Below are 20,288 nucleotides of genomic sequence, written 5' to 3'. Positions count from 1 at the left end.
CGCAAGCCGCCTCATCTGCGCAGCACCCGCCCGGCATCCACGCTGACGCTGTGGCCATCGCGGCAGGCGAGCCGGCCATTGACAAAGACGGCGTCAATTCCCGAACTGACTTCGGTGGGGCTTTCGTAGCTGGCGTTGGCGGTGACGCGGTGTTCGTCAAAAATGACGATGTCCGCGTGATTTCCGGGCGCCAGGACTCCCCGGCCGTCGAGGCCGAAACGCCTTGCGCTGAGTCCCGTCATTTTGTGGATGGCAAGCTCGAGCGGAAACAGCTTTCTCTCGCGCACGTAGTGCCCCAGCACGCGCGGAAAAGTCCCCCACAGGCGCGGATGCGGACGCACGTCATGCGCCAGGCCGTCCGAGCCGACCATGGCCATGGGATGGCTGAGGATGCGGCCGACGTCCTCCTCGCTCATCGCGAAGTAGATGGCCCCGGCCGGCTGCAAGGCCCGCGCCACCTCTTCCTCGCTTTGGCCTCTCTCGCGCGCAAGTTCCTTGAGGGAGCGGCCCGCAACCCCGGGCTCGGGCTGCGACCAGGTCACCAGCACGTCGCTGGACTGCTTGACGCGGGACGGCAGCAGCATGGTGGACGAGGCGTTGTAGGGATAGCAGTCAAAGCAGACCGGCTGCCCGCGCGCCGCCTGCTCCAGCATGGCCAGTGTCTGCACGGAGCGGCCGTGGTTGGCCGTGCCGACCAGCTTGTGGTGGGAAATGACGGTGCCCACGCCCAGTTCCCGGCCTATGTGCAGGGCCTCGCGCAGCGCCTCGTCGATGGCGTCGCCCTCATCGCGGATGTGCATGGCCACGATACCGCCGGCCGCCTTGAGATGCGCGCCCACGGCGATCACCTCTTCGGCCGTGGCGGCTTTCGCGGGCGGGTAGTACAAGCCGGTCGACAGGCCGATGGCGCCCGCGGCCAGTGCGTGGGCGAGTTCCGCCGCCATAGCGGCCGATTCCCCGGCGGTGGCCGGCCTTCCGAGGTCCGCCATGTGCTTGACGCGCAGCGTGGAATGGCCGACAAGGCAAGCGACATTGACGGCCAGGGGAGACCGGTCCAGCGCATCCAGGTAGGCCGCGAAATCCGGGTAGATCCAGCCGTCCGTTCCCAGGATATCCAGTGGCGGCGGTGGATGGCGGGTCTCCAGCGGGGCCAGGCTGACGCCGCAGTTGCCCGACACCACCGTCGTCACGCCCTGCGACAGCTTGGGGTGGGCGCCCGCGGCGGGCAAAAGCAGCAAGCGGTCATCGTGGGTGTGCACGTCGATGAAACCCGGCGCGACAATCCGCCCGTGCGCGCCGACGCGTTCGCCCGCCCGCGCGCCCGACAGGTCGCCGATGGAGAGAATTTTCCCGCGCGATACCCCGAGGTCGGCGCGCACCCGGGGGGCGCCCGTGCCGTCGATGAGCTCGCCGCCTTCAATGATGAGATCGAACATGTCCGCTCAATCCACCTGGACACCGGCGCGCTTGACGACCTCCGTCCACATCCGCGTCTCCCGCAGGGCGCGGTCAAACAGGCGGTCGGGCGAGCCTATGGTCGTCTCGAAGGAAATGGCTGCATAACGCTCGTTGACCGCGGCATTGCCCAGCACCTTGTTGATTTCGCCGTTGAGCCGCAGCACGATGTCGCGCGAGGTGCCGGCCGGCGCGACAATGCCGCCCCAGGCCGTCGTTTCATAGCCCTTGACGAACTCCCCAATGGTCGGCACCTCGGGAAACAGCGGGCTGCGCGCCCGCCCTGAAACGCCCAGCGCCTTGATGCGCCCATTCTTGATGTGCGGCGCGATGGACGACAGGTTGTCGAACATCAGGTCGACCTGGCCGCCCATCAGGTCCTGGATGGCCTGCGGGCTGCCGCGGTAAGGCACGTGGGTCATGAAGGTGCTGGTCATGCTCTTGAACAGCTCACCGCCTAGGTGGCCGGTGGTGCCGTTGCCGGGAGAGGCCATGCTGAGTTTGCCCGGCCTGGACCTGGCCAGCGCGATCAGCTCGGCCACATTCTTCACGCCCAGGTCATTCCTGACGACGAGCGCGTTCTGCACATACCCGAGCAGCGCCACGGGAACCAGCTGTTTTTCGGGGTCGTAGGGCAGTTTGGAGAAAAGCGATTTGTTGATCGCCAGCGTACCCACGTTGCCGTATCCCAGCGTGTAGCCGTCCGGCGCGGCGCGCACGATCTCCTGCATGCCGATGTTGCCGCTGGCGCCGGGCTTGTTGTCGATCACAAAAGGCTGTCCCAGGGCCTTCATCAACTCGGCGGTCAGGATGCGGCAGATGTTGTCGGGCGAGCCGCCGGCGGCGGACGGAACAATCAGGCGAATGGGCCGGTCGGGCCAGGCGGCGCGCGCCAGCAGCGGCGCCGAGGCCATCGCCGCGGCCCCCAGTTTGAGGAGGGTTCGCCGCTTTGTCTGGTATTCGGTCATGGAGGTCACCTTGGGGTTCAGCAATGAGGAAACCGAATGATGCGTGGACAAACCTTTGGCTACAAACGACAATTTCTGCGTCTTCCATGTTTTTTTCTCATGCACCATGATGCTGCGCGCGCCCTCCACCATGTCCCTGGTATGCCTTGAGGCCAGCGCGCGCCTGCGCTCCTTCACCGCGGCCGCGCAGGAGCTGCACCTGACGCAAGGCGCGGTCAGCCGCCAGATCATGGCGCTTGAAAGCCGTCTTGACGTCAAGCTGTTCGTGCGGCGGCGGGATGCCGTCATCCTGACCGAAGCCGGCCGTTATTACCTGGACGAAGTCAGCGGCATTCTCCAGCGCCTTGAACGCGCGACGGCCAACGTGATGGCGCTCAAGGGGCGCGGGGGTTCGCTGGCACTGTCGGTAGGCGCGTCGCTGGGGAGCTATTGGCTGATTCCGCGCCTGCCGGACTTCACGCGCGCGCACGGCGAGATCACCCTGAATTTCGCGACCCGCGTGGGGTCGGTGGATTTCAAGAGCATGGCGGTGGATGCCTCGCTCGAATTCGGCGACGGAAAACGCGCCGGCCTGCACAACGATTTTGTTTTGCCCCTGGCGATGGCGCCGTATGCCGCCCCGGCATGGATCGCCAAAAATGGGAAATCGCTGACGTCCCGCACACCGAGGTCCGCGCTGGTGCACCACACCACCGTGCTGGACGCGTGGCAAAAATGGTTCGACCATGCGGGCATCCAGATCAGCACCGGGCAAGACGGACCGCGCTACGAGTTGATGTCCATGGCCCTGAATGCCGCGGTGGCGGGCCTGGGTGCGGTGCTGCTGCCCGACTTCATGGCCAGCGACGCGCTGGCGACCGGCCGTTTACGCCGGCTGTCGAAGAAACAATGGGTTTCTCCCCGTGGCTACTACCTGGTGTATCCCGAGGAATCATCCAGGCTCGAAGCGCTCACGGTGTTCCGCGCCTGGCTGCTGGCGCAGGCAACAGCCGGGAGCGGTGGTGCTGACTTGTAAAACCGGCACCCAAACACTCGCGTAATATGGACAAGGCAAGCGCCCCTGGACCCCAAAAGAACGCCATGAACCCACTGTCCCAACCCGGCGTGCTGGCCACCCTCCTCGCGGCAACCCTGTTCGGCGCGGGCACGCCGCTGGCCAAGCTTTTGCTGGCGCAGGCCAGCCCCTGGCTGCTGGCGGCTTTGCTTTACCTGGGTTCGGGTGTTGGTTTGTTTTTGCTGCGGCGGCTGCGCCGGTCACCGCCTGTGCGCATGCCTCGCGCGGAATGGAAGTGGCTGGCCGGCGCCGTGATTGCGGGCGGCATGGTGGGCCCGGTCCTGCTGATGCTGGGGCTTTCGGGCATGCCGGCTTCGGGCGCTTCGCTGCTGCTGAATGCGGAAGGCGTATTGACCGCCCTGATCGCCTGGTTTGTTTTCAAGGAGAACTTTGACCGCCGCATCGCGCTGGGCATGCTGGCCATTGTGGCGGGCGGTGTGGTTCTTTCCTGGCCCGGTGAGGCGCGCTTTGGCGAGTTGTGGCCGGCCCTGGCCGTGGTGGGCGCCTGCCTTGCCTGGGGTGTGGACAACAACCTGACGCGCAAGGTGTCTCTGTCCGACGCTTCGTTCATCGCCATGGCCAAGGGCCTGGTGGCCGGTGCCACCAACTTGGTGCTGGCGCTATCCCTAGGCGCTGCGTGGCCCGCGCTACCCGTGGTGCTGGCGGCGGCGCTGCTGGGGTTTGCGAGCTATGGCGCCAGCCTGGCGCTGTTTGTGCTCGGCTTGCGCCACCTCGGGACGGCGCGCACGGGCGCGTATTTTTCGATCGCGCCCTTTGTGGGCGCGGCCCTAGCGATTGCCGTCCTTGGCGAGCCCGTCACCCCCTCTTTGCTCGTCGCGGCCTTGCTGATGGCCTGGGGCGTCTGGCTGCACCTGACCGAGAGCCACCAGCATTCGCACACCCATGAGCCGCTTGAGCACAGCCACGAACATGCGCACGGCCTGGGGGACGAGCACCACGACCATGCGCACGAAGCACCGGTGGCGCCCGGCACGCGCCACGCGCATGCGCACAAACACCTGCCGATCTCCCACAGCCATGCGCATTTCCCCGATGCCCATCACCGGCATTCGCATTAAGCGGCCTTGCGGACGCCAACGGCCGTGTTGAAATTCCAGCTCACAAGCCTGGATCGCCTGATTGCCGCCAAAGCGATACGGGGATTCGGCGACGGCTTTGTGAGCCTGTTGCTGCCGGTCTATTTGCTCAGCCTTGGCTTGACGCCCTTCCAGGTCGGGCTGATCGCGACCACGACCTTGCTGGGCTCCGGCATCCTGACCCTGCTGGTCGGCACGCATGCGGCGCACTACGACCACCGGCCCTTGCTGCTGGCCGCTTCGGCCTTGATGGTTTTCACGGGCCTGGGCGTGGCGTCGCTCAGCAGCTTCTGGCCGCTGATGCTGGTGGCCCTGGTGGGCACGCTGAATCCCTCGGGCGGCGATGTCAGCGTGTTTATGCCGGTGGAGCATGCGATGCTCGCGAACCATGTGGACGGCCCGTCCCGCACGGCGGTCTTTGCGCGCTACAGCCTGACCGGGACTTTGTGCGCGGCCTTCGGCTCGCTGGCGGCGGCCCTGCCCGCGCTGCTGGCGCCCACGGCGGGCATCACCCCACAAACCGCCATCCAGGGCATGTTCATCCTTTATGCCTTGCTGGCGCTGCTGATGGCCGCGCTGTACCGCGGCCTGCCGACGCGGCCCGCGGCAGAGGCCCCGGCGCCCAAGTCCGCCCTGGGCCCTTCGAAAAAGCGGGTCTACCTGCTGGCCACGCTGTTCAGCCTGGATGCCTTTGGCGGCGGCTTTGTGGTGCAGTCGCTGGTGGCGCTGTGGCTGTACCAGCGCTTCGGCCTGTCGGTTGAGGTGGCCGGGACCATCTTCTTCTGGGCCGGCCTGCTGACCGCGTTTTCTTACCTTGTGGCGGCGCATATCGCCAGCCGCATCGGGCTGGTGAAGACCATGGTCTACACCCACCTGCCGTCCAGCCTGTGCCTGATCGCCATTCCTTTTTGCACGGAGCTCAGCCATGCCGTCGTCCTGTTGCTGGTCAGGAGCGCGCTGTCGCAGATGGATGTGCCCACGCGCAGCTCTTATGTGATGGCCATCGTGACGCCGCAGGAGCGGGCCGCCGCGGCCAGCGTGACCTCTGTGCCGCGCAGCCTGGCCGCGGCTGCCAGCCCCGCGTTGGCCGGCTACCTGCTGGGGGTCTCCACCTTCGGCTGGCCGCTGATGGCGGGCGGCGCATTAAAGATCATTTACGACATCCTGCTCCTGGCCATGTTCAGCCGGGTGCGGCCGCCCGAGGAAGTTTCCGGCGAGGAGCGCCGCTGAGCGTTCGCGGCCGAGGAGCCCGGGCGAAGCGGCGGCTCAAGACATCAAGGCGCCAGCCAGACCCACAGGCCCCAGGCGGCGCCCATCCAGACAAGGACTACCAATCCAGCGCCCCATAGGCTGCGCGGCCTGGCGCCTTCATTGGCCAGCCAGGCCTCGGCTTGCCGCCGGCAGTCGGCGATGACCTCGGCAGGCGTCAAGGAGATGGCCAGCCAGATCAGGCCCGGCAGCAGGAGCAGGTCGTCCAGGTAGCCCAGCACCGGAATGAAGTCCGGGATCAGGTCTATGGGGCTCAGGGCATACGCCACGACAAAAAGACCCAGCGCCTTGGCATACCAGGGTGTCTGGGGATGTTTGCAGGCAAACCACAGCGTGACCCCGTCGCGCTTGAGCTTTCCGGCCCAGTCTCGCAAGGATTCCGACCATCTCATACGGGTCCTTCAAAAAATGCCTGGCCTGAGGCCGGGACCCCAGTATGCGGGATGGGCTACGGCCAGGGCGTCGACGACCATCGGGTGCGGCCCCACCCTCGCTCCGGACACCGCACAGCTCCATCAAGCCAATCACGCCGCATTTTGACAAAAAGATCGTTAAATCAATCATTAATTGAATAAAGCTTGATTTATCGAGCATAAGTTGACCGTGAATTTGTAGGTATATAAAATGTTCGTTAAATCGATCTTTATCGTGATATTGAATGATTTAACGAACATGAAAATAGACCAATCCGCAATACTCAGTCCACAGCTCGCGCAAGAGACGGCCCACCTCGGGCATCTTCTTGCGCGCCTGCGCCAGGCGCGCAAGGTCAAACAGGCCGATGCGGCGCTGCGCGCGGGCTTCTCGCGCAATACCGCCTACCGTCTGGAAAAGGGCGACCCGGGCCTGGCGATTGGGCAGGTGCTTCGCTACCTCGACGCCATCGCGCCCGGCACCACGCTGGCAGGTTTGTTGACGCAGGCCGACCCCGCGCTGGCCGCCCTGCAGGCCCGCGAATCGACAAAACGCGTTCGCGACCTGAGCGCGGCCGAGCTCAAGGACCTGGATTTCTGAACCCAGGCCCGCACCGGCAGCGCCTTTCATCTTCTTTATCCAGAGCAGAATTTTTATGGCGGCCAAAGACCTGAAGCTGATGACCTTCGCCTACCTGGGCGAAGCTTGGGCGCCTTGCGGGCAGCTCACGATGACCGAGCAGGGTTCCGATCTCCTGGCATCGCGCTTTGCCTACGGCCTGAAGTATCTGGCCCGTGGCGATGCCCTGGAGGTGGACCCGGTCAGCCTGGCCATCCGCGGCCCGGAGTCCGTCGCAGGCAAGCTGCTGCTGCCGGTCAACACCCTGACGAGCTTCGGCGGCATACGTGACGCCGCGCCGGATTCCTGGGGGCGCCGGGTGATCGAGGCCAAGCTCAAGGTGCCCACGAACAGCCTGGCCGAGTCGCAGTACCTGCTGCATGCGGGCAGCGAGCGGGTAGGCGCGCTGGACATCCGCTCCGGCATGGCTGATGGGCCCACGGGCGCCGCCGGCGGCGTTCACGCGCTCAGCTACTTGATGGAGGCCGCGGAGCGCATCGAGGCGGGAGAAGACGTTCCCGCCAGGCTTGAACACATTTTTGAAGCCGGGACGGCACTCGGCGGTGCCCGGCCCAAAGCGTCTGTGCGTGATGAGGGCGGCGCCCTTTGGCTCGCGAAGTTCCAAAGCAAACATGACGCCTTCGACATCCCCGCGGTCGAATGTGCTTCGCTGGTGCTCGCGCGGGAGGCCGGCTTGGACGTGCCGCCCGTGGCCACGCGCCTTCTGGGCGGCCGCCGCATCATGATGATCCGGCGTTTCGACCGCTACTGGCTGGCACACGGAACACTGCCCACCGCCGCAACGGACTTGCTGCTGCCACCCGCCGACGGCCTGACCGAGCGCCGCATGGGTTTTGTGAGCGGCCTGACCCTGGTCGGATGTGACGAGACCGAGTCGCGAACAAAGTCCTACGCCGACCTGGCCGCCGCCGTGCGCCGGTATTGCCATCCGGACGTGATCCGCGCGGACAACGAAGAACTCTTCAAGCGCATGGTGTTCAACATCCTCGCCAGCAACGACGACGACCACCTGCGCAACCACGGCTTCCTGTGGGATCCCCGCCTGCCCGGCTGGCGGCTCAGTCCCCTGTACGACGTGCTGCCCCGGCCGAGCCACGCGACCGAGCGCCTTCTTCACCTGGGAGTCGGGCCCCAAGGTCGCCTCGCGACACTCGACAACGCGCTGGGCGGGCATCCGGCGTTCTCCTTGAGCCAGGCCCGCGCTTGCGACTTGATCGATGAGGTCTGGCGCGTCGTGCGGGAGTGGAAGGTGTCGTTCGCACGCTCAGGCGTTCCGGCAGACGACATGGCCAGGATCGCACCCGCGTTCAGGCACCTGGACGACATCAGCACGGCGGACACACGCAAGCTATTGCCTTGACGCGCCGCCCCCCTCAATACGCCGCCAGCACGTTCAAAAACCAGCCCCTGCTGCGGTAAGACAAGTCAGTCAGGTCGTCCGAGTACTTGGTGAAGTTGTAGCCCACACCCACTTTGACGCCCTTGCCGAGGTGCCGGTACACAGCCAGCAGCGCGCCGGCTTTGGCGTCTTGCGCTTCGGTGGCGCGCAGGTTGCGCAGCTCCACCATTGCGTCCCACTCCTTGACCAGGTGCAGGTCGGCGCGCAGGATCAGCAGGTCGGCGCGGCTGGAGAACCATTCGCCGCCGGCCACCGGGGACTTGAGCTCGCCGATGCGGAAGGCGTATTTGCCGCCTACCGACAGCCAGGGCTTGACGTCGTAAATCGTGTCGACCGAGAAGACCTGGCTGCGCTGTGCGTAGTCGGCGGCCTGGCCCGAAGGCGTGAGCTGGCCGGCGGTGGGCACGTTGTTGAGGTTGGTGTACTTGAACAAGGTGTTCCAGCGGTCGTTGTCGACGGGGCGGTAGGCGCTGCCGAGTACAAACTCATGGTAGTTGCCGTCCACAAACGCGCCCTGGCTGTTGCTGGAGCGCGAGACGTTGAGCTTGCCGAGCAGGCGCCACGCCGGGTCCACCTGCAGGCCCACGGTGTTGCGCATCAGCCAGGTCGTGCGTTCGCCCGAGAGATTGCCTTTGTCGTGGCGCCACTCGATGTTGCCGCCGTATTTGAGGCCGTCTTTTTTGTAGCCGACCGAGCCGCCCAGCGCGCGGCGCTTGAGGTCGCCGGCCAGCGGGTCGGACACGGTGCCGAACTCGACCTTGGCGCCAAAGTTCCAGCGGTCGTTGGGCGACCAGTCGGTGCCGAAGGCTTGCGTGAGGCTTTGCGGGCCCGCGCCGTTGACGGAGCGGCCTTCGCCGAAGACGCGCAGCTGGTCGGAGACGCGGGTGCTGGCGCCGGAGACCAGCGTGCCCTGGCGGCCGCGCCAGGCGACGTCGGGGCTTTCGGTTTCCACGGTATAGGCCAGGTAGGCATTGCTGCGGTCGGAGATGCGGTAGTCGGCGCCCAGCTTGCCGCCCACGCCCATGCTGCCATTGGAGGCTTCGCCGCTGAGCTTGACGCGCTCGCTGACCTGCAGCGCGCCGCCCAGGCCGACGCGGTTGTTGGGGTCGCGCGTGTCGTCGCGCTCCAGCGTGCCCTGCACATAACCGTAGGCTTCCCAGTTTTCTTTTTCGCCGGGCTTGCCGCCTTCGCGGTCGGGGCGGTAGTCGGCGCGCAGCTGCGCATCGGTGCGGGAGCCGGTTTGCGAGAGCAAGGCGCTGGCATTGGGCGTGACCTTGGAGCGATCGTCGGCGCGCACGCCGGCCGCGACTTCCCATTCGCTGCTGAGCGTCTGGCGCACGGCGAGCTCGGCGTTCTGGCTGTCCTGCAGGTCGCCCTCGCGCCTGTCGGCCTTGAGCAGCACGCGGGTGCCGGCGGCGACTTCGACGTCGGCCGACATGCCGGCCTGCTTGACGGCCTCGCCGCTGATGCCGATCTGACCGGGGGCGGAGTAGCCGCGGTCGCGGTTCTGCGCGTAAGCCGTGACCTTGCCCTTCATGCTGTCGGTCACCTCGGCCAGGTCCACCGAAGCTTCCAGGCGCTCGGCGCCGGCCGACTGGATGCTGCCGTTGTTCAGGGTGTTGAAGCCGAAGCCGCCGTCAATCGAGGTCTGCGCGCCGTTGCCCGGGCCCTTGGAGCGGGCCGCCTCGAACTTGAGCCAGGTGCCGGGCTTGTAGCGCAAGGTGCCGTCCACGCCCTTGAGCGTCTGGCTGGAGCCGGTCTCGCCCTGGTGGTAGGTGCTGGCGCCGAGCTGGACGTGGTCGTTCAGCCATTGGCTCGCGCGCAGGCCGGTCGAGAGGTTGTTGATGGCGGTGACGCCGGGCGCGAACTCGTAGGTCGTGACCAGGTAGACCGGCTGGCCGCCGACCGCCGAGGTCATGATCAGCCCCGCGCCGCCGCCGGTGGCGGACAGCGGCGACTGCAGCAGGATGCGGCCCTGCAGGTAGTTGATCTCGTAGTCCTGCGTGGGCGCAAGCTCGCGGCGCTCTATCACCATGCCGGAGTCCTTGTCGCGCACCTCTATCCAGACGCGCTCCGAGCCCTGGGTGATGTCCAGGTGGCGCAGGTAATAAATCGAGCCGCCGGTGCCGCGGAACTCCTCGCGCGAAGCCAGGGTGCCGGGGTCGGCCGCGAAGGCGTCGATCTGGGTTTGTTTCTCGCCGTAGGCCGTGGCCTCTTCCGAGCGGTAGCGCAGCTGTGCGCCGTAGAGGCCGCGCGAATACTGCATCAGCTCGGTGCCGCTCCAGGAGGTCTGGAAGTTGCCCCACATGATGTGCGAATCACCTTTTTGCAGCTTGACAAAAAACTTGCCCTGCGTGGGCGCGTCGTCCACCGTGGTGCTGTCGTCGCCGTAGACCGGGTAGTACAGGTTGGGGTCTATGCTGCGCAGCAAATACTTGGGGTCCTTGCTCGAAAAGTTGGAGAACAAGTCCTCGATGGGGCCTTCGCGCGTGTCGGCCGAGGCCGTGAGCAGCCACTCGCCCTTGATCTTGCCCTTGAGGTAAAACGCGGCGCGGCCGTCGACGTAGACCTTGTCTTCATAGTGGCTCAGGTCGCCGGTCACGAGCTTGGCGGGACCCGAGACATTGTTCTTGCCGACCGTCAGGTCGCCGAGCGCCAGGTAAAACCAGTCGTCGGATGCGATGTTGAGGTTGCGGCGGAAGGTGCTGGCGCGGCCGTCGGCTTCCTTGAGCGTCACTTCGACCGACTGCGGGCCGGCCGGCATGATCTGCTTCATCGCGAACTTGCCTTGCGCGTCTATGGGCAGCTCCAGGCCCAGGGCTTCTATGCGCTGGCCGGGTTTAAGGTTTGTGCCGTTGACCGTGACCGTGCCGCCGCTGACCGGGATGTTGCGCAGGGCCAGGCTGTTCTCGCCATAACCCGTGAGGCGCTCGCGCTCCAGTTTGTCCTGGTCTTCATTGGCCGGCATGGCGCGCGCCAGCAGGTTCAGCTGCTTGAGGCTGGTTTCGTCAAAGCGGCCCTGCGCGTCGTAGACACGCAGCAGGTAAAACACCTGGTCGCCCGCGGTGTTGGCAGGCACCGTCCAGCGGGTCGCACCCTTCCAGCTGACGGGCACGATCTCAAACGGCTGCTCCTGGGTCTTTTGCCCAGGGCGGAAGAGGCGCAGCTCGGCCTTTTTGATCCACGGAATGTAGTTGGACCAGGCGCGGAACTCCACGGCCTCGCCCTTGACGGCCGTGGAGGGCGTGGCCCAGGCGTTCATCAGCGGCACGGCGGCCAGGCTGTCGTAGCGCACCTGGATGTCGGCCCGCTCGAGCGCGACGTCGGCGCAGCGCTGGCCGTCGGCCTCGTTGGGGATCTCGGCGGTGTTGATGGGCTCGCCGTCTATGGTGATGCGGAAAGGCACGGTCGACTGGCCGACCGATTGCGGCGTGCAGGGTGCCAGCGGAGCGGGCACGGCCACAGGCGCCGCTGCCGGCGCCGCGGGCTGGAACCACACACGCAGCTCCACGCGGCGGTTGCGGCTCATGCCTTCGGGGGTCGCGTTGGACGCCAGCGGTTTGTTCTCGCCCTCGCCCTGTATGGAATAGCTGATGGCGGGGTTGCTCAGCAGCTGCTTGAGGTAGGCGGCCACGGCCAGCGCGCGCGCTTCAGACAGGCCCTGGTTGTCCTTGAAGATGCGTTTGGTGTCCGGCGCCAGGCGCTGGTTGTCGGTGTGGCCGACCACGGCAATGCGCATGCCGGCGGAGGCCGCGCCCTTGCTGCGGATTTCGCCGGCCAGCGATTCAATCGCGGCTTTGGCCGAAGGCGTGAGTTCAGCCTTGCCCGAGACAAACAGGCTGAGGCCGCCGGCTTCCTGGAGTGCCTTGTCGACTGAGGCAACCGCCTTGGGCGTCTGCGCCGCGCGGGCCTTCATGCCGGCCGCTTCCTCGCGTGTCACGCCCGAGGGCATGGGGTAGGCGATGTCGGGCTGCACTTCCGCCGGTGGCGGCACGCTGAACAGGTCGATACGGCCGTTGTCGATTCGTTTGCCGCTGACTTCGGTCGCGGTCCAGGCCGGGGAACCAGCGCAAAGCAGGCCGGCGGCGACGGCTATCGCATGTGTACGGAAATTCATTTCGCCGTCTCCAGCTCGGTTTCAATCATCAGGGGGTGCAGGGGTTCGCTGTCGCCGGCTTCATTCCCGTCGCTCTTCTTGCGCCTGGCCTTCCACAAGCCCTGTATTCGCTCGCTGATGGCGGCCACGCGTCTTTCGGCAAGGCCGGCCGCCTCGCCGCCGCGGCGGTAGGCGATGCGCAGCACGGAAGGCCGCGCGGCGAGCTGCTCGGGAAGTTTTTCCAGGGTGGCGAGGTAGGCGGGCTGCAGTTCGGTGCCGTCGCCCTTGCCGGTGAAGGCCTCGCCCGAGAGCTCAAGCCGGACCACGCGGTGCACGGTGGCGCCGAAGTTGAGCTTGACCATCTTGCCGCGCGTCACGCGCACGTCGCGTGGGTTCTCGGTGGTCAGGCGATAACCGGAAGGCAGGGTGCGCTCATCCACCTTCATCACGAAGTTGGAGCCGCGGTCGGCATTCGGGATGGCCGCGCAGGCCACGTGGAAACGCCCGTCGTGGTCGCTGGTGACCAGCAGGCCGCGCGCCGTGGCGATGCGCACGTTGGCGATGCCGGGCTCGTCCTGGTCCTGGTAGCCGTTGGCGTTCTTGTCGTCGAAGACCTTGCCGATGATGTCGGAGCAGTCAAAGGTCGGGTCCGGCACCACACGCACGGCGGCCGTGGCGGTGTTGGAGACCTGCGCATTGACCAGGGCGTTGCGGGCCGCGACCTGGTTGATGTAGGTACCTTCGGACACACCGGTGCCGACCACCAGCAGCATGCGCCAGGTCTTGCGTTCACCGGCGGCGAACACCTGGTTGGCCCAGGTCAGGTTGCGGCCGCTGATGGTGGGCTCCAGCGCCGCGCCGTTGAGCGAGGCCGAGCCGGTGCGGTAACGGAAGCCCGCGGGGATCAGGTCCACCACGCTGATGTTGCCGAGCACGGCGTTCAGCGTGTTGGTGGCCGTGATGGTGTAGGGCACCAGGTCGCCGCGCACCACGTTGACCAGCGGCGTGCTCTTGGTCATCACGATGGCGCCGCCCAGAATCGGGTCCAGCGGAATGTGGTTGTTCAGCACATTGGCCGAGCCGGGAATCGCGGCGAAGGTGAACGTGAAGAAATACTGCGTGGTGGCCGCGCCGCCCGCCAAGGCCAGTGTGCTGGTGGGACAGGCCGCGGGGTTGTGCAGCGGCACGCCGGTGCCGGGCGCGAAGTTGCTGTTCTGCACCAGCGCCGGGTCCGGGCTGGGCGGGGCCAGGCCCACACCCAGAGTGGCCGTGCAGGCCGGGATCATGGCCGAGGGGCCCGGCAGGTAGCCGGCCGGCGAGGTCACGGTCAGCGTGTACAGCGTGCCGCCCACGGGTGCGCCGCCCAGCAGCAGGAACTGGTAGGCGCCGTCCGCGCCGGTGGTCTGCGTGAGGCTGCCGCCGATCACGTCGGCCGCCGTGAGGCCGGGCGCGGAGAGGGTCACCACGGCACCCGGCACGGGTTGCCGCGTCACGGCGTCGTAGACCACACCGCTGGGGTCCAGCGGCAGGCTTTGCGCCAGCGTGGTGGTGCCGGCGGCCAGGGTCAGGCCCTGCAGCGTGCCGTCGGTGTTGTTGGCGCCGGCGGGGTTCGAGTTCGCATTGACCGCGCCGTTGGTATAGGGCAAGCCCACTTCATTCGGGACCGGGCGGCCGTAGATGCGCCCGCTGGTCGGTTCGCGGAAACGGATCTGGTAACCCGAGCCGGGCGCCACGCTCGGGAAGGCATAGGCGCCGCTCGCGTCGGAGGTGGTGGTGCCGACGACCACGCCGCCCAGCGTGAGCTCCACGATCCAGCCGGGCACCAGCGGCTCGCCGGGGTCCTTGATGCGGTCGTGGTTGAGGTCGCGCCACACCGTGCCACGCACCGCGGCCACGTCGGAGATCACCGTGGGGTCGGTGGCGGTGTTGTTGCCGTTGAAGCCGGCGGGTTCATTGCCGCCGGAGACCACGGCCGTGTTCACCAGCACCTGGCCGGACAGGCCGGCGGCCACCGCCACGCGCACCGTGAAGACAGGCGCCGTGCCGCCCGCGGCGATCACGCTGTTGGTGGTGCAAGTCACCGTGGTGACGGCACTGCTGCAGGACCAGGTGGCACCGCCGGCGACGGCGGCCACCGTCATGCCCGCGGGCAGGGTGTCGACCACCGTGATGGTGCCGGAGGTCGCGACCGTGCCGACGTTGGAGACGGTGATGGTGTAGAAGCCGGTGCTGGAGCCCTGCGCGAAACTGACCGGCGAGTGGCTCTTGGCAATCGCGAGGTCGGGCGCGGCGCCGGGGATCTCGGCGAAATTGTTGTCGGCCGACACGGCGTTGGCGCTGGCCAGCGGAATCGCCGAGATGGACGAGACCGGGTTGGCCGGCAGGGTCGCGACGCCGCCGGTGCTGCCCGCGATGGTCTGGCCGTTGGTCGTGCCCGTTGCCTGCGGCAGCGGCTGCGTGACGGTGTAGTTGCCCTGGGCCAGGCCGGTGAAGCTGTAGCGCCCGTCGGCCGCCGTGGTGGTGGTCTTGGAGACAGCCAGGCCGTTGATGTCTGTGCCGGTCAGGTTGATGGTCTGTCCGCCTATGCCGTGGTCGCTGCCGTTGACCGCGCCGTTGTTGTCGTAATCCAGGAAGACCCGGCCGGAAATCGTTCCGCCGTTGGGCACTTCGGCGAAGTTGTTGCCGCTGGAGCTCGTGTTGGGCGGCAGCACGATGCTGCTGATGCGGCTCGGTGTGACGGCCGGCGTGGTGGCCGTGCCCGGCGTGCCGCCGTTGGGCACCGCGCCCGGGGTGGTGATGCCGTTGGAGGTGCCGGCAGGCTGGGTGGGTTCCACCACGGTGTAGGTGCCGGGCAGCAGACCGGCGAAGCTGTAGCCGCCCGCGGCGTCGGTGACCGTGGTTGCCATCAACGCATTGGTGCCGGCATCGCGCAGCTCAACGGTCACGCCGGCCAGCGGGTCGTCCGCGCCGTCCTGCACACCGTTGTTGTTGACGTCCTTGAAGACCTTGCCGCTGATGGACGAAGGCACGACTTCCGCGAAGTTGTTGCCGGCCGAGCCCGAGATCTCGCCGCCCGCACCGTTGCCGTTGAGCGTGATGTTGGTGATCTGGCTGCTGCTGATGGTCGGGTTGGAGGCGGTGCCGGCCGTGCCGGTGCTGCCGTTGATGCCGCTGATGGTGCCGGCCGTGGTGATGCCGTTGGTGGTGCCCGAGGGCTGCGTGGGCTGGCACACCGAGTAGCTGCCGGCCGCCAGGGACGAGAACAGGTAGTTGCCGAGTGCGTCCGTCGTGCCGGTCGTCACCAGGGCGCCGCTGCAGTTCGCACCGCTGCGCAGTTCAATGTTCACGCCGGCGATCGGCGTGTCGGTGCCGTTCTGGAAGGTGCCGTTGGGCGTGGGGTTGTTGTCCTTGAAGACCTTGCCCGAGATATAGCCCAGGGTGCTGATGGTCAGCGGCGCGTTGGCGGGCGACTGGTTGCTGCCCAGGTTGGTCTGCAGCGCGCCGGCCGGAATGTTGTTGGTGTGCACGCCGGCGGTGAGGCCGGTCACATTGACGTCAATCGTGCAGCCGCCCGCGGGAACGGTGCCGCCGCTGTTCAGGCGCACGCTGGTGGCATTGGCCGCGGCCACCACGGTGCCGCCGCAGGTGGTCGCCATGGCGGGCGTGGCGGTCAGCTGGATCTGGCCGGGCGCGGTGGGCAGCACGTCGTCGAAGTTCGCGCTCAGCGTCATCGCGCTGCTGTTGCTGTTGCCCAGGACGATGCTCAGGCGCGACACGCCGCCCGGCGGGATCACGGCCGGCGTGAACTGCTTGCCGACGGTGGGCGGGGTGGAGACGATCAGCTGCGCGCTGGTGGGCTCCTCGTTGCTCACGCCTTCATTGGTCGTGATGCTGGCGGTGGGAACGGTGTTGGTGTAAACGCCCGAGATGTTGCTGAGCACGTTGACCGTGACCGTGCAGGAGCCCGCGGCCGCCAGCGTCGCGCCGGTCAGGCGCACGCTGGTCGCCGAGGCGGCCGCGACGACGGTGCCGCCCGCGCAGGTGGTGGCCGCCGCCGGCGTGGGCGCGACCACCAGGCCCGCGGGCAAGGTGTCGGTCAGCACCAGGCCGGTCAGGGCCGTGTTGTTGGGGTTGTCAAAACGCAGGGTCAGCACGGCCGGCGCGCCGGGTGCCTTGCTGTCGGAACCGGTGGTGAAGCCGACCGGGTTGCCCGCGTCCAGCGTGCGGGCGCTGAAGGCCTTGTGCACCGCGACCGGCGATTTGGCGCGCAGCGTGTCGCTGGTGGGCTGGGTGTTGGACAGCGGGTTGCCGCCGGCGCTGGCGGTCAGCGCGTTGGTGGGAATGGTGTTGACGTAATCGCCCTGGGCCGCGGCCAGCACGTCGATCTCGGCCTGGCAGCTCGCCGGCACGTTGCCGGACGCGGCGGGGATGGTGCCGCCGGACACCTGCACGCTGTTGACGGTCGAGGACACGGTCGCGCCCTGGCAGGTCGTCGTCGGGTTGGCGCCGCTGGGCACGGTCACGCCGGCCGGCAGGGTGTCGGTCACGGCCAGCGCGCTGACGGGCTGCGACAGCGGGTTGTAGAAGGTGATGCGCAGGCGCGAACGCTGGCCGGGCTTGACCACATTGGGTGTGAACTGCTTGACCAGGCCGATGTTGGTGCTGATGGCCAGGCTGGTGGTCGCCGGGTTGTTGTTGCTGAGGTTCTGGTCGGTCGTGATGGCGCCGGCCGGAATGGTGTTGGTGTTGCCGCCGGTCACGGTGGAGGTCACGTTGACGCTGAGCTGGCAGCTGGCGTTGACCGCGAGCGCGGCGCCGGCCAGGCTGACCTGGCGGGTGTTCGCCACCGCGCTCACCACACCACCTGGGCAGGTGGTGCTGGGCGCGGGGTTGGGTGTGAGTACCCAGCCGTTGTTGGTCCCGCCTGCCGTGCCGCCCACGGTGAAGTAGTCGGTGAAGCTCAGGTTGGTGACAGCCTGCGAGCCGTTGGCGATGTTGATGGTCAGGCGGCTGACTTCGCCCGGAAAGGTCAGCGAGCTGATGGAGGTGGCCTTGCTGATCGCGATGCCGTTGGGCGGGGTGAACAGCAAGGTGGCGCTGACCGGGGCGACGTTGCGCACACCGCCGTCGGCCAGGATGGAGTCGGGCGGGATGGTGTTGACCCAGTTGGCCGCGCCGGTGGCCACTACGTCGAACAGCAAGGCGCAGTTGCCGCTGCCGGCAACGCTGGCGCCCGTCATGGAAATGCTGCTGGCGCCGGCAGCGCCCGTGATGGAGGTCGCGCCGGCGCAAGTGGTATGCGCATTGGTCGGGCTGGCCAGCACCATGCCGGCCGGCAGCGGGTCGGTCACGCTGACATTGGTCAGGGCCAGCGCGCTGGTGTTGAGCAGCTGCACCGTGACGGTGGAGCGGCCGCCCGTGGACACGCTGGCCGGGTTGAAGCTCTTGCTGGCGCTCAGGGCCGAGGTGTAGGTCAGCGTCGCCGTGTTGGTGGTCACGGGGGTGAGCGTTTGGGTCGTGCCGTTGCCGAAGGTCTGCGTGCCGCCCACGGTGGCGGTGTTGGGGTAGACGCCGGCCGGGCCGACCACGTCGACCTGCAGCACGCAGCTGCCATCGGCGCCCAGGCCGTTGCCGGCGCGCGCGGGCACGGTGCCGCCGTTCAGGCCCACCGAGGTGGCGCCGGCGACCGCGGTGATGACCGGGCTGCCGCAGGTGCTGGCCGCGTTGGCCGGGTTGGCGATGCGCAACTGCCCGCCGCCGCTGTTGGCCAGCTGCAGCGTGTCGGAGATCGACACGTTGGTCAGCGGGTTCGCCGACTTGTTCGTCAGCGTGATGGTCATGCGGACGATGGTGCCTTCGGCAAAGGTGCTGACGCCGGGGGACGATTGTGCAAAGGCCTTGCTGGCCGCCATCACGGCGGCGTTGGTCGTCACGCTGGTCGAGTTGGAAGCGCCGCCGTTGCAGGTCGCGCCGGCGTTATAGCAGACGCCGCCCGCTGCGATGGTGTTGGCAGAGGAAGCCACCGCCGTGCTGGAGGCCATGGCCCACATCGTGATCACGCAGGCGCCGGGCACGCTGGGGCTGGCGCGGGCCGGCAGGGTGTCGACCGTGAGCACCGCCGTGCTGCTGCCGACGGCGCTCGCGGAATTGACGTTGCCGCAGGCCGCGGTGACGGTCGGCGTGTAGTTGATGCCGCCTATCGTGCCGGTCAGGAAAGTCTGGCCGTTGGTGAAGTTGTCGGTCACCGTGACGTTGTTGATCGCGGCCGCGCCGTAGTTCTGCACCGTGACCTGGTACTGGATGGGGTTGCCGGGCGCGACCGGGCTGGCGGGCAGCGCCGACTTGAGCACGCGCAGGTCGTCGGCCACCAGGATGGTGGCCGAGGCGCTCTGGCTTTTGATGGCCGCGTTGCCGACGTCGACCGCGCCTTGCGGGATGTTGTTGGTGTAGGTCACCGGAACGCCGGAGGCCTGCACAAAGCCGGTGTAGTTGACGGTGACCGTGCAGCTGCCGTTGGCGGGAATGGTGCCGCCCGTCAGTTGCACGCCCTTGTTGCTGTTGATGGCGGCGGCCGCGCCGCCGGCGCAGCTGGTGGAGGCCGAAGTCACGTTCAGGCCGGTCGCCGGGTTGACGCCGCCCAGGCCGTCGATGGGGCTGTCGTCAAAGGTCGTGACGGTGAGCGGCGTGTTGCCGCTGTTGGTCAGCGTGATGGTCAGGCTGCCCGAGGAGCCGCTGGACAGCGAGCTGCCGGAAAAGGCCTTGGCCACGCTGAGCGGCGACCTGACGGTGATGTTGGCCTGGGCATTGGCCTGCGCGGGAATGCCCAGCGAGTTGCTGAAGTCGCTGCTGCGGTTGATCAGGTTGCTCTGGGCGTTGGTGGTGTACTGGCCGTTGGTCTGCGACGCTTCCACCGCGACCACAAAGCTGCAGCTGCCGTTGGCGGGAATGTCGCCGGTGCCGGTCACGCTGGTGGCGCCGGCCACCGGGGCCGGGTTGAAGGCGGGCGCGGGCCCGCTGGTGCAGCTGGCGCTGGCGCCCGGCACGGCCGCAACGCTGATGATGGCGCTGCCGCCCAGCTGCGGGAAGTTGTCGGTGATGCTGAAGCCTTCGATGGCCACCGGGTTCGGGTTGGTCAGCGTGATCGTGAGCGAGGTGGTCGCGCCTCCCAGCACCAGGGTGGAACTGCCGAAGGCCTTGGAGATTTGCGGCTGCTGCAGCGCGCGGATGTTGAAGGTCTGCGAGACGTCGCCGCTGTTGCTGCCGGCGCTGCTGGTCACCGCGCCGTTGAGGATCTGGTAGGCGTAAGAGGTCGCGTTGCCGGTCGAGCTGCCGGCGGTGACCGGGATGTCGATCACGCACTGGCCGTCGATGCCGCCGGCGGCGGCCGGAATGCCGCCGCCCGTGAGGCTCAGCGCTTGCGTTCCGAGCGCCGCGGTGAACGCGCCGCCGCAACCATTGGTGGCGGCGCCGGCCACCTTCAGGCCGTTGGGCAAAAGGCCCGGCAGGCTGTTGCTGAAGGCCACGTTGGTGGCGGGAACCGGGTCGCTGTTGGACAGCGCAATGCGCAAAGTGGCTATTTCACCCGGGTAAATACCCTGTGCCGGGATGATGGCCGTCACCGAGGCTGTCAGGGCAAAAGCGGCCGCCGGCAGCAGCCCCAGACCGAGCAGAACGGACGCCGGGCGGACCAGGGAAACCGGGTTCGGCAGCTTGCATACAAGTTTCGCGCAGCGTCGGAAATGTTCGAGCATAGTTGTGACAGGAAGTAAAAGGTACTAGCGCGGCGGATCATATGGGGCCTCCCGGAAACAAAGGGTAAATCCTTGTTTACACTTACTAATTACCAACAGTCGAGGGGTGCAGGGGGTGGTCAGGCAGTTGTCAGACCACTAAACTC

General features: G+C 67.3%; 10 protein-coding genes. 5 read left to right on the top strand and 5 right to left on the bottom strand.

All coding sequences use genetic code 11. The features are described from left to right. Nucleotides 1-11: 11 nt before the first annotated feature. Both ACEN9P_RS15715 and ACEN9P_RS15710 read right to left on the bottom strand, forming a co-directional pair. Nucleotides 12-1,436: an N-acyl-D-amino-acid deacylase family protein gene (locus ACEN9P_RS15715; protein WP_477661340.1), complete on the bottom strand. Its 1,425-nt coding sequence runs from the start codon at nucleotides 1,434-1,436 to the stop codon at nucleotides 12-14. Between the two features lie 6 nt (nucleotides 1,437-1,442). Further along, complete coding sequence (locus ACEN9P_RS15710; RefSeq protein WP_477661341.1) at nucleotides 1,443-2,423, bottom strand: Bug family tripartite tricarboxylate transporter substrate binding protein; 981 nt, start codon at nucleotides 2,421-2,423, stop codon at nucleotides 1,443-1,445. A gap of 106 nt (nucleotides 2,424-2,529) precedes the next feature. Between ACEN9P_RS15710 and ACEN9P_RS15705 the strand changes: the two genes are divergently transcribed. The 3 genes from ACEN9P_RS15705 (at nucleotide 2,530) to ACEN9P_RS15695 (ending at nucleotide 5,804) form a co-directional block, all read left to right on the top strand. Then, nucleotides 2,530-3,438, top strand: coding sequence for a LysR substrate-binding domain-containing protein (locus ACEN9P_RS15705; RefSeq protein ID WP_495619763.1), 909 nt, complete (start codon nucleotides 2,530-2,532; stop codon nucleotides 3,436-3,438). Nucleotides 3,439-3,503: 65 nt separating this feature from the next. Next, a complete protein-coding gene (locus ACEN9P_RS15700; protein ID WP_495619762.1) occupies nucleotides 3,504-4,556 on the top strand; it encodes a DMT family transporter in 1,053 nt (350 codons plus the stop codon). A 24-nt stretch (nucleotides 4,557-4,580) separates the two neighbouring features. Beyond that, nucleotides 4,581-5,804: an MFS transporter gene (locus ACEN9P_RS15695; protein WP_495619761.1), complete on the top strand. Its 1,224-nt coding sequence runs from the start codon at nucleotides 4,581-4,583 to the stop codon at nucleotides 5,802-5,804. A gap of 44 nt (nucleotides 5,805-5,848) precedes the next feature. Here ACEN9P_RS15695 and ACEN9P_RS15690 read toward each other — a convergent pair whose 3' ends face one another. Next, entirely contained in the window at nucleotides 5,849-6,235 is a 387-nt protein-coding gene (locus ACEN9P_RS15690) for a YkvA family protein (protein WP_495619760.1), read from the bottom strand. A 280-nt stretch (nucleotides 6,236-6,515) separates the two neighbouring features. Between ACEN9P_RS15690 and ACEN9P_RS15685 the strand changes: the two genes are divergently transcribed. Further along, nucleotides 6,516-6,857, top strand: coding sequence for a helix-turn-helix domain-containing protein (locus ACEN9P_RS15685; RefSeq protein WP_495619759.1), 342 nt, complete (start codon nucleotides 6,516-6,518; stop codon nucleotides 6,855-6,857). Between the two features lie 55 nt (nucleotides 6,858-6,912). Then, on the top strand, nucleotides 6,913-8,256 hold the full coding sequence (locus ACEN9P_RS15680) for a type II toxin-antitoxin system HipA family toxin (RefSeq protein WP_495619758.1): 1,344 nt from the start codon (nucleotides 6,913-6,915) through the stop codon (nucleotides 8,254-8,256). Nucleotides 8,257-8,269: 13 nt separating this feature from the next. Here the strand turns inward: ACEN9P_RS15680 and ACEN9P_RS15675 are convergent, their stop codons facing one another. Then, nucleotides 8,270-12,412 (bottom strand): OmpA family protein, encoded by a 4,143-nt coding sequence (locus ACEN9P_RS15675; RefSeq protein ID WP_495619757.1) that lies wholly within the window; start codon nucleotides 12,410-12,412, stop codon nucleotides 8,270-8,272. Continuing rightward, nucleotides 12,409-20,010: a DUF7933 domain-containing protein gene (locus ACEN9P_RS15670; protein WP_495619756.1), complete on the bottom strand. Its 7,602-nt coding sequence runs from the start codon at nucleotides 20,008-20,010 to the stop codon at nucleotides 12,409-12,411. The genes ACEN9P_RS15675 and ACEN9P_RS15670 overlap by 4 nt, the downstream gene beginning before the upstream one ends. Nucleotides 20,011-20,288: the final 278 nt, after the last annotated feature.

The organism is Polaromonas sp. Polasp52 (assembly GCF_059491565.1).
This window is presented reverse-complemented; position numbering and strand designations above follow the sequence as displayed.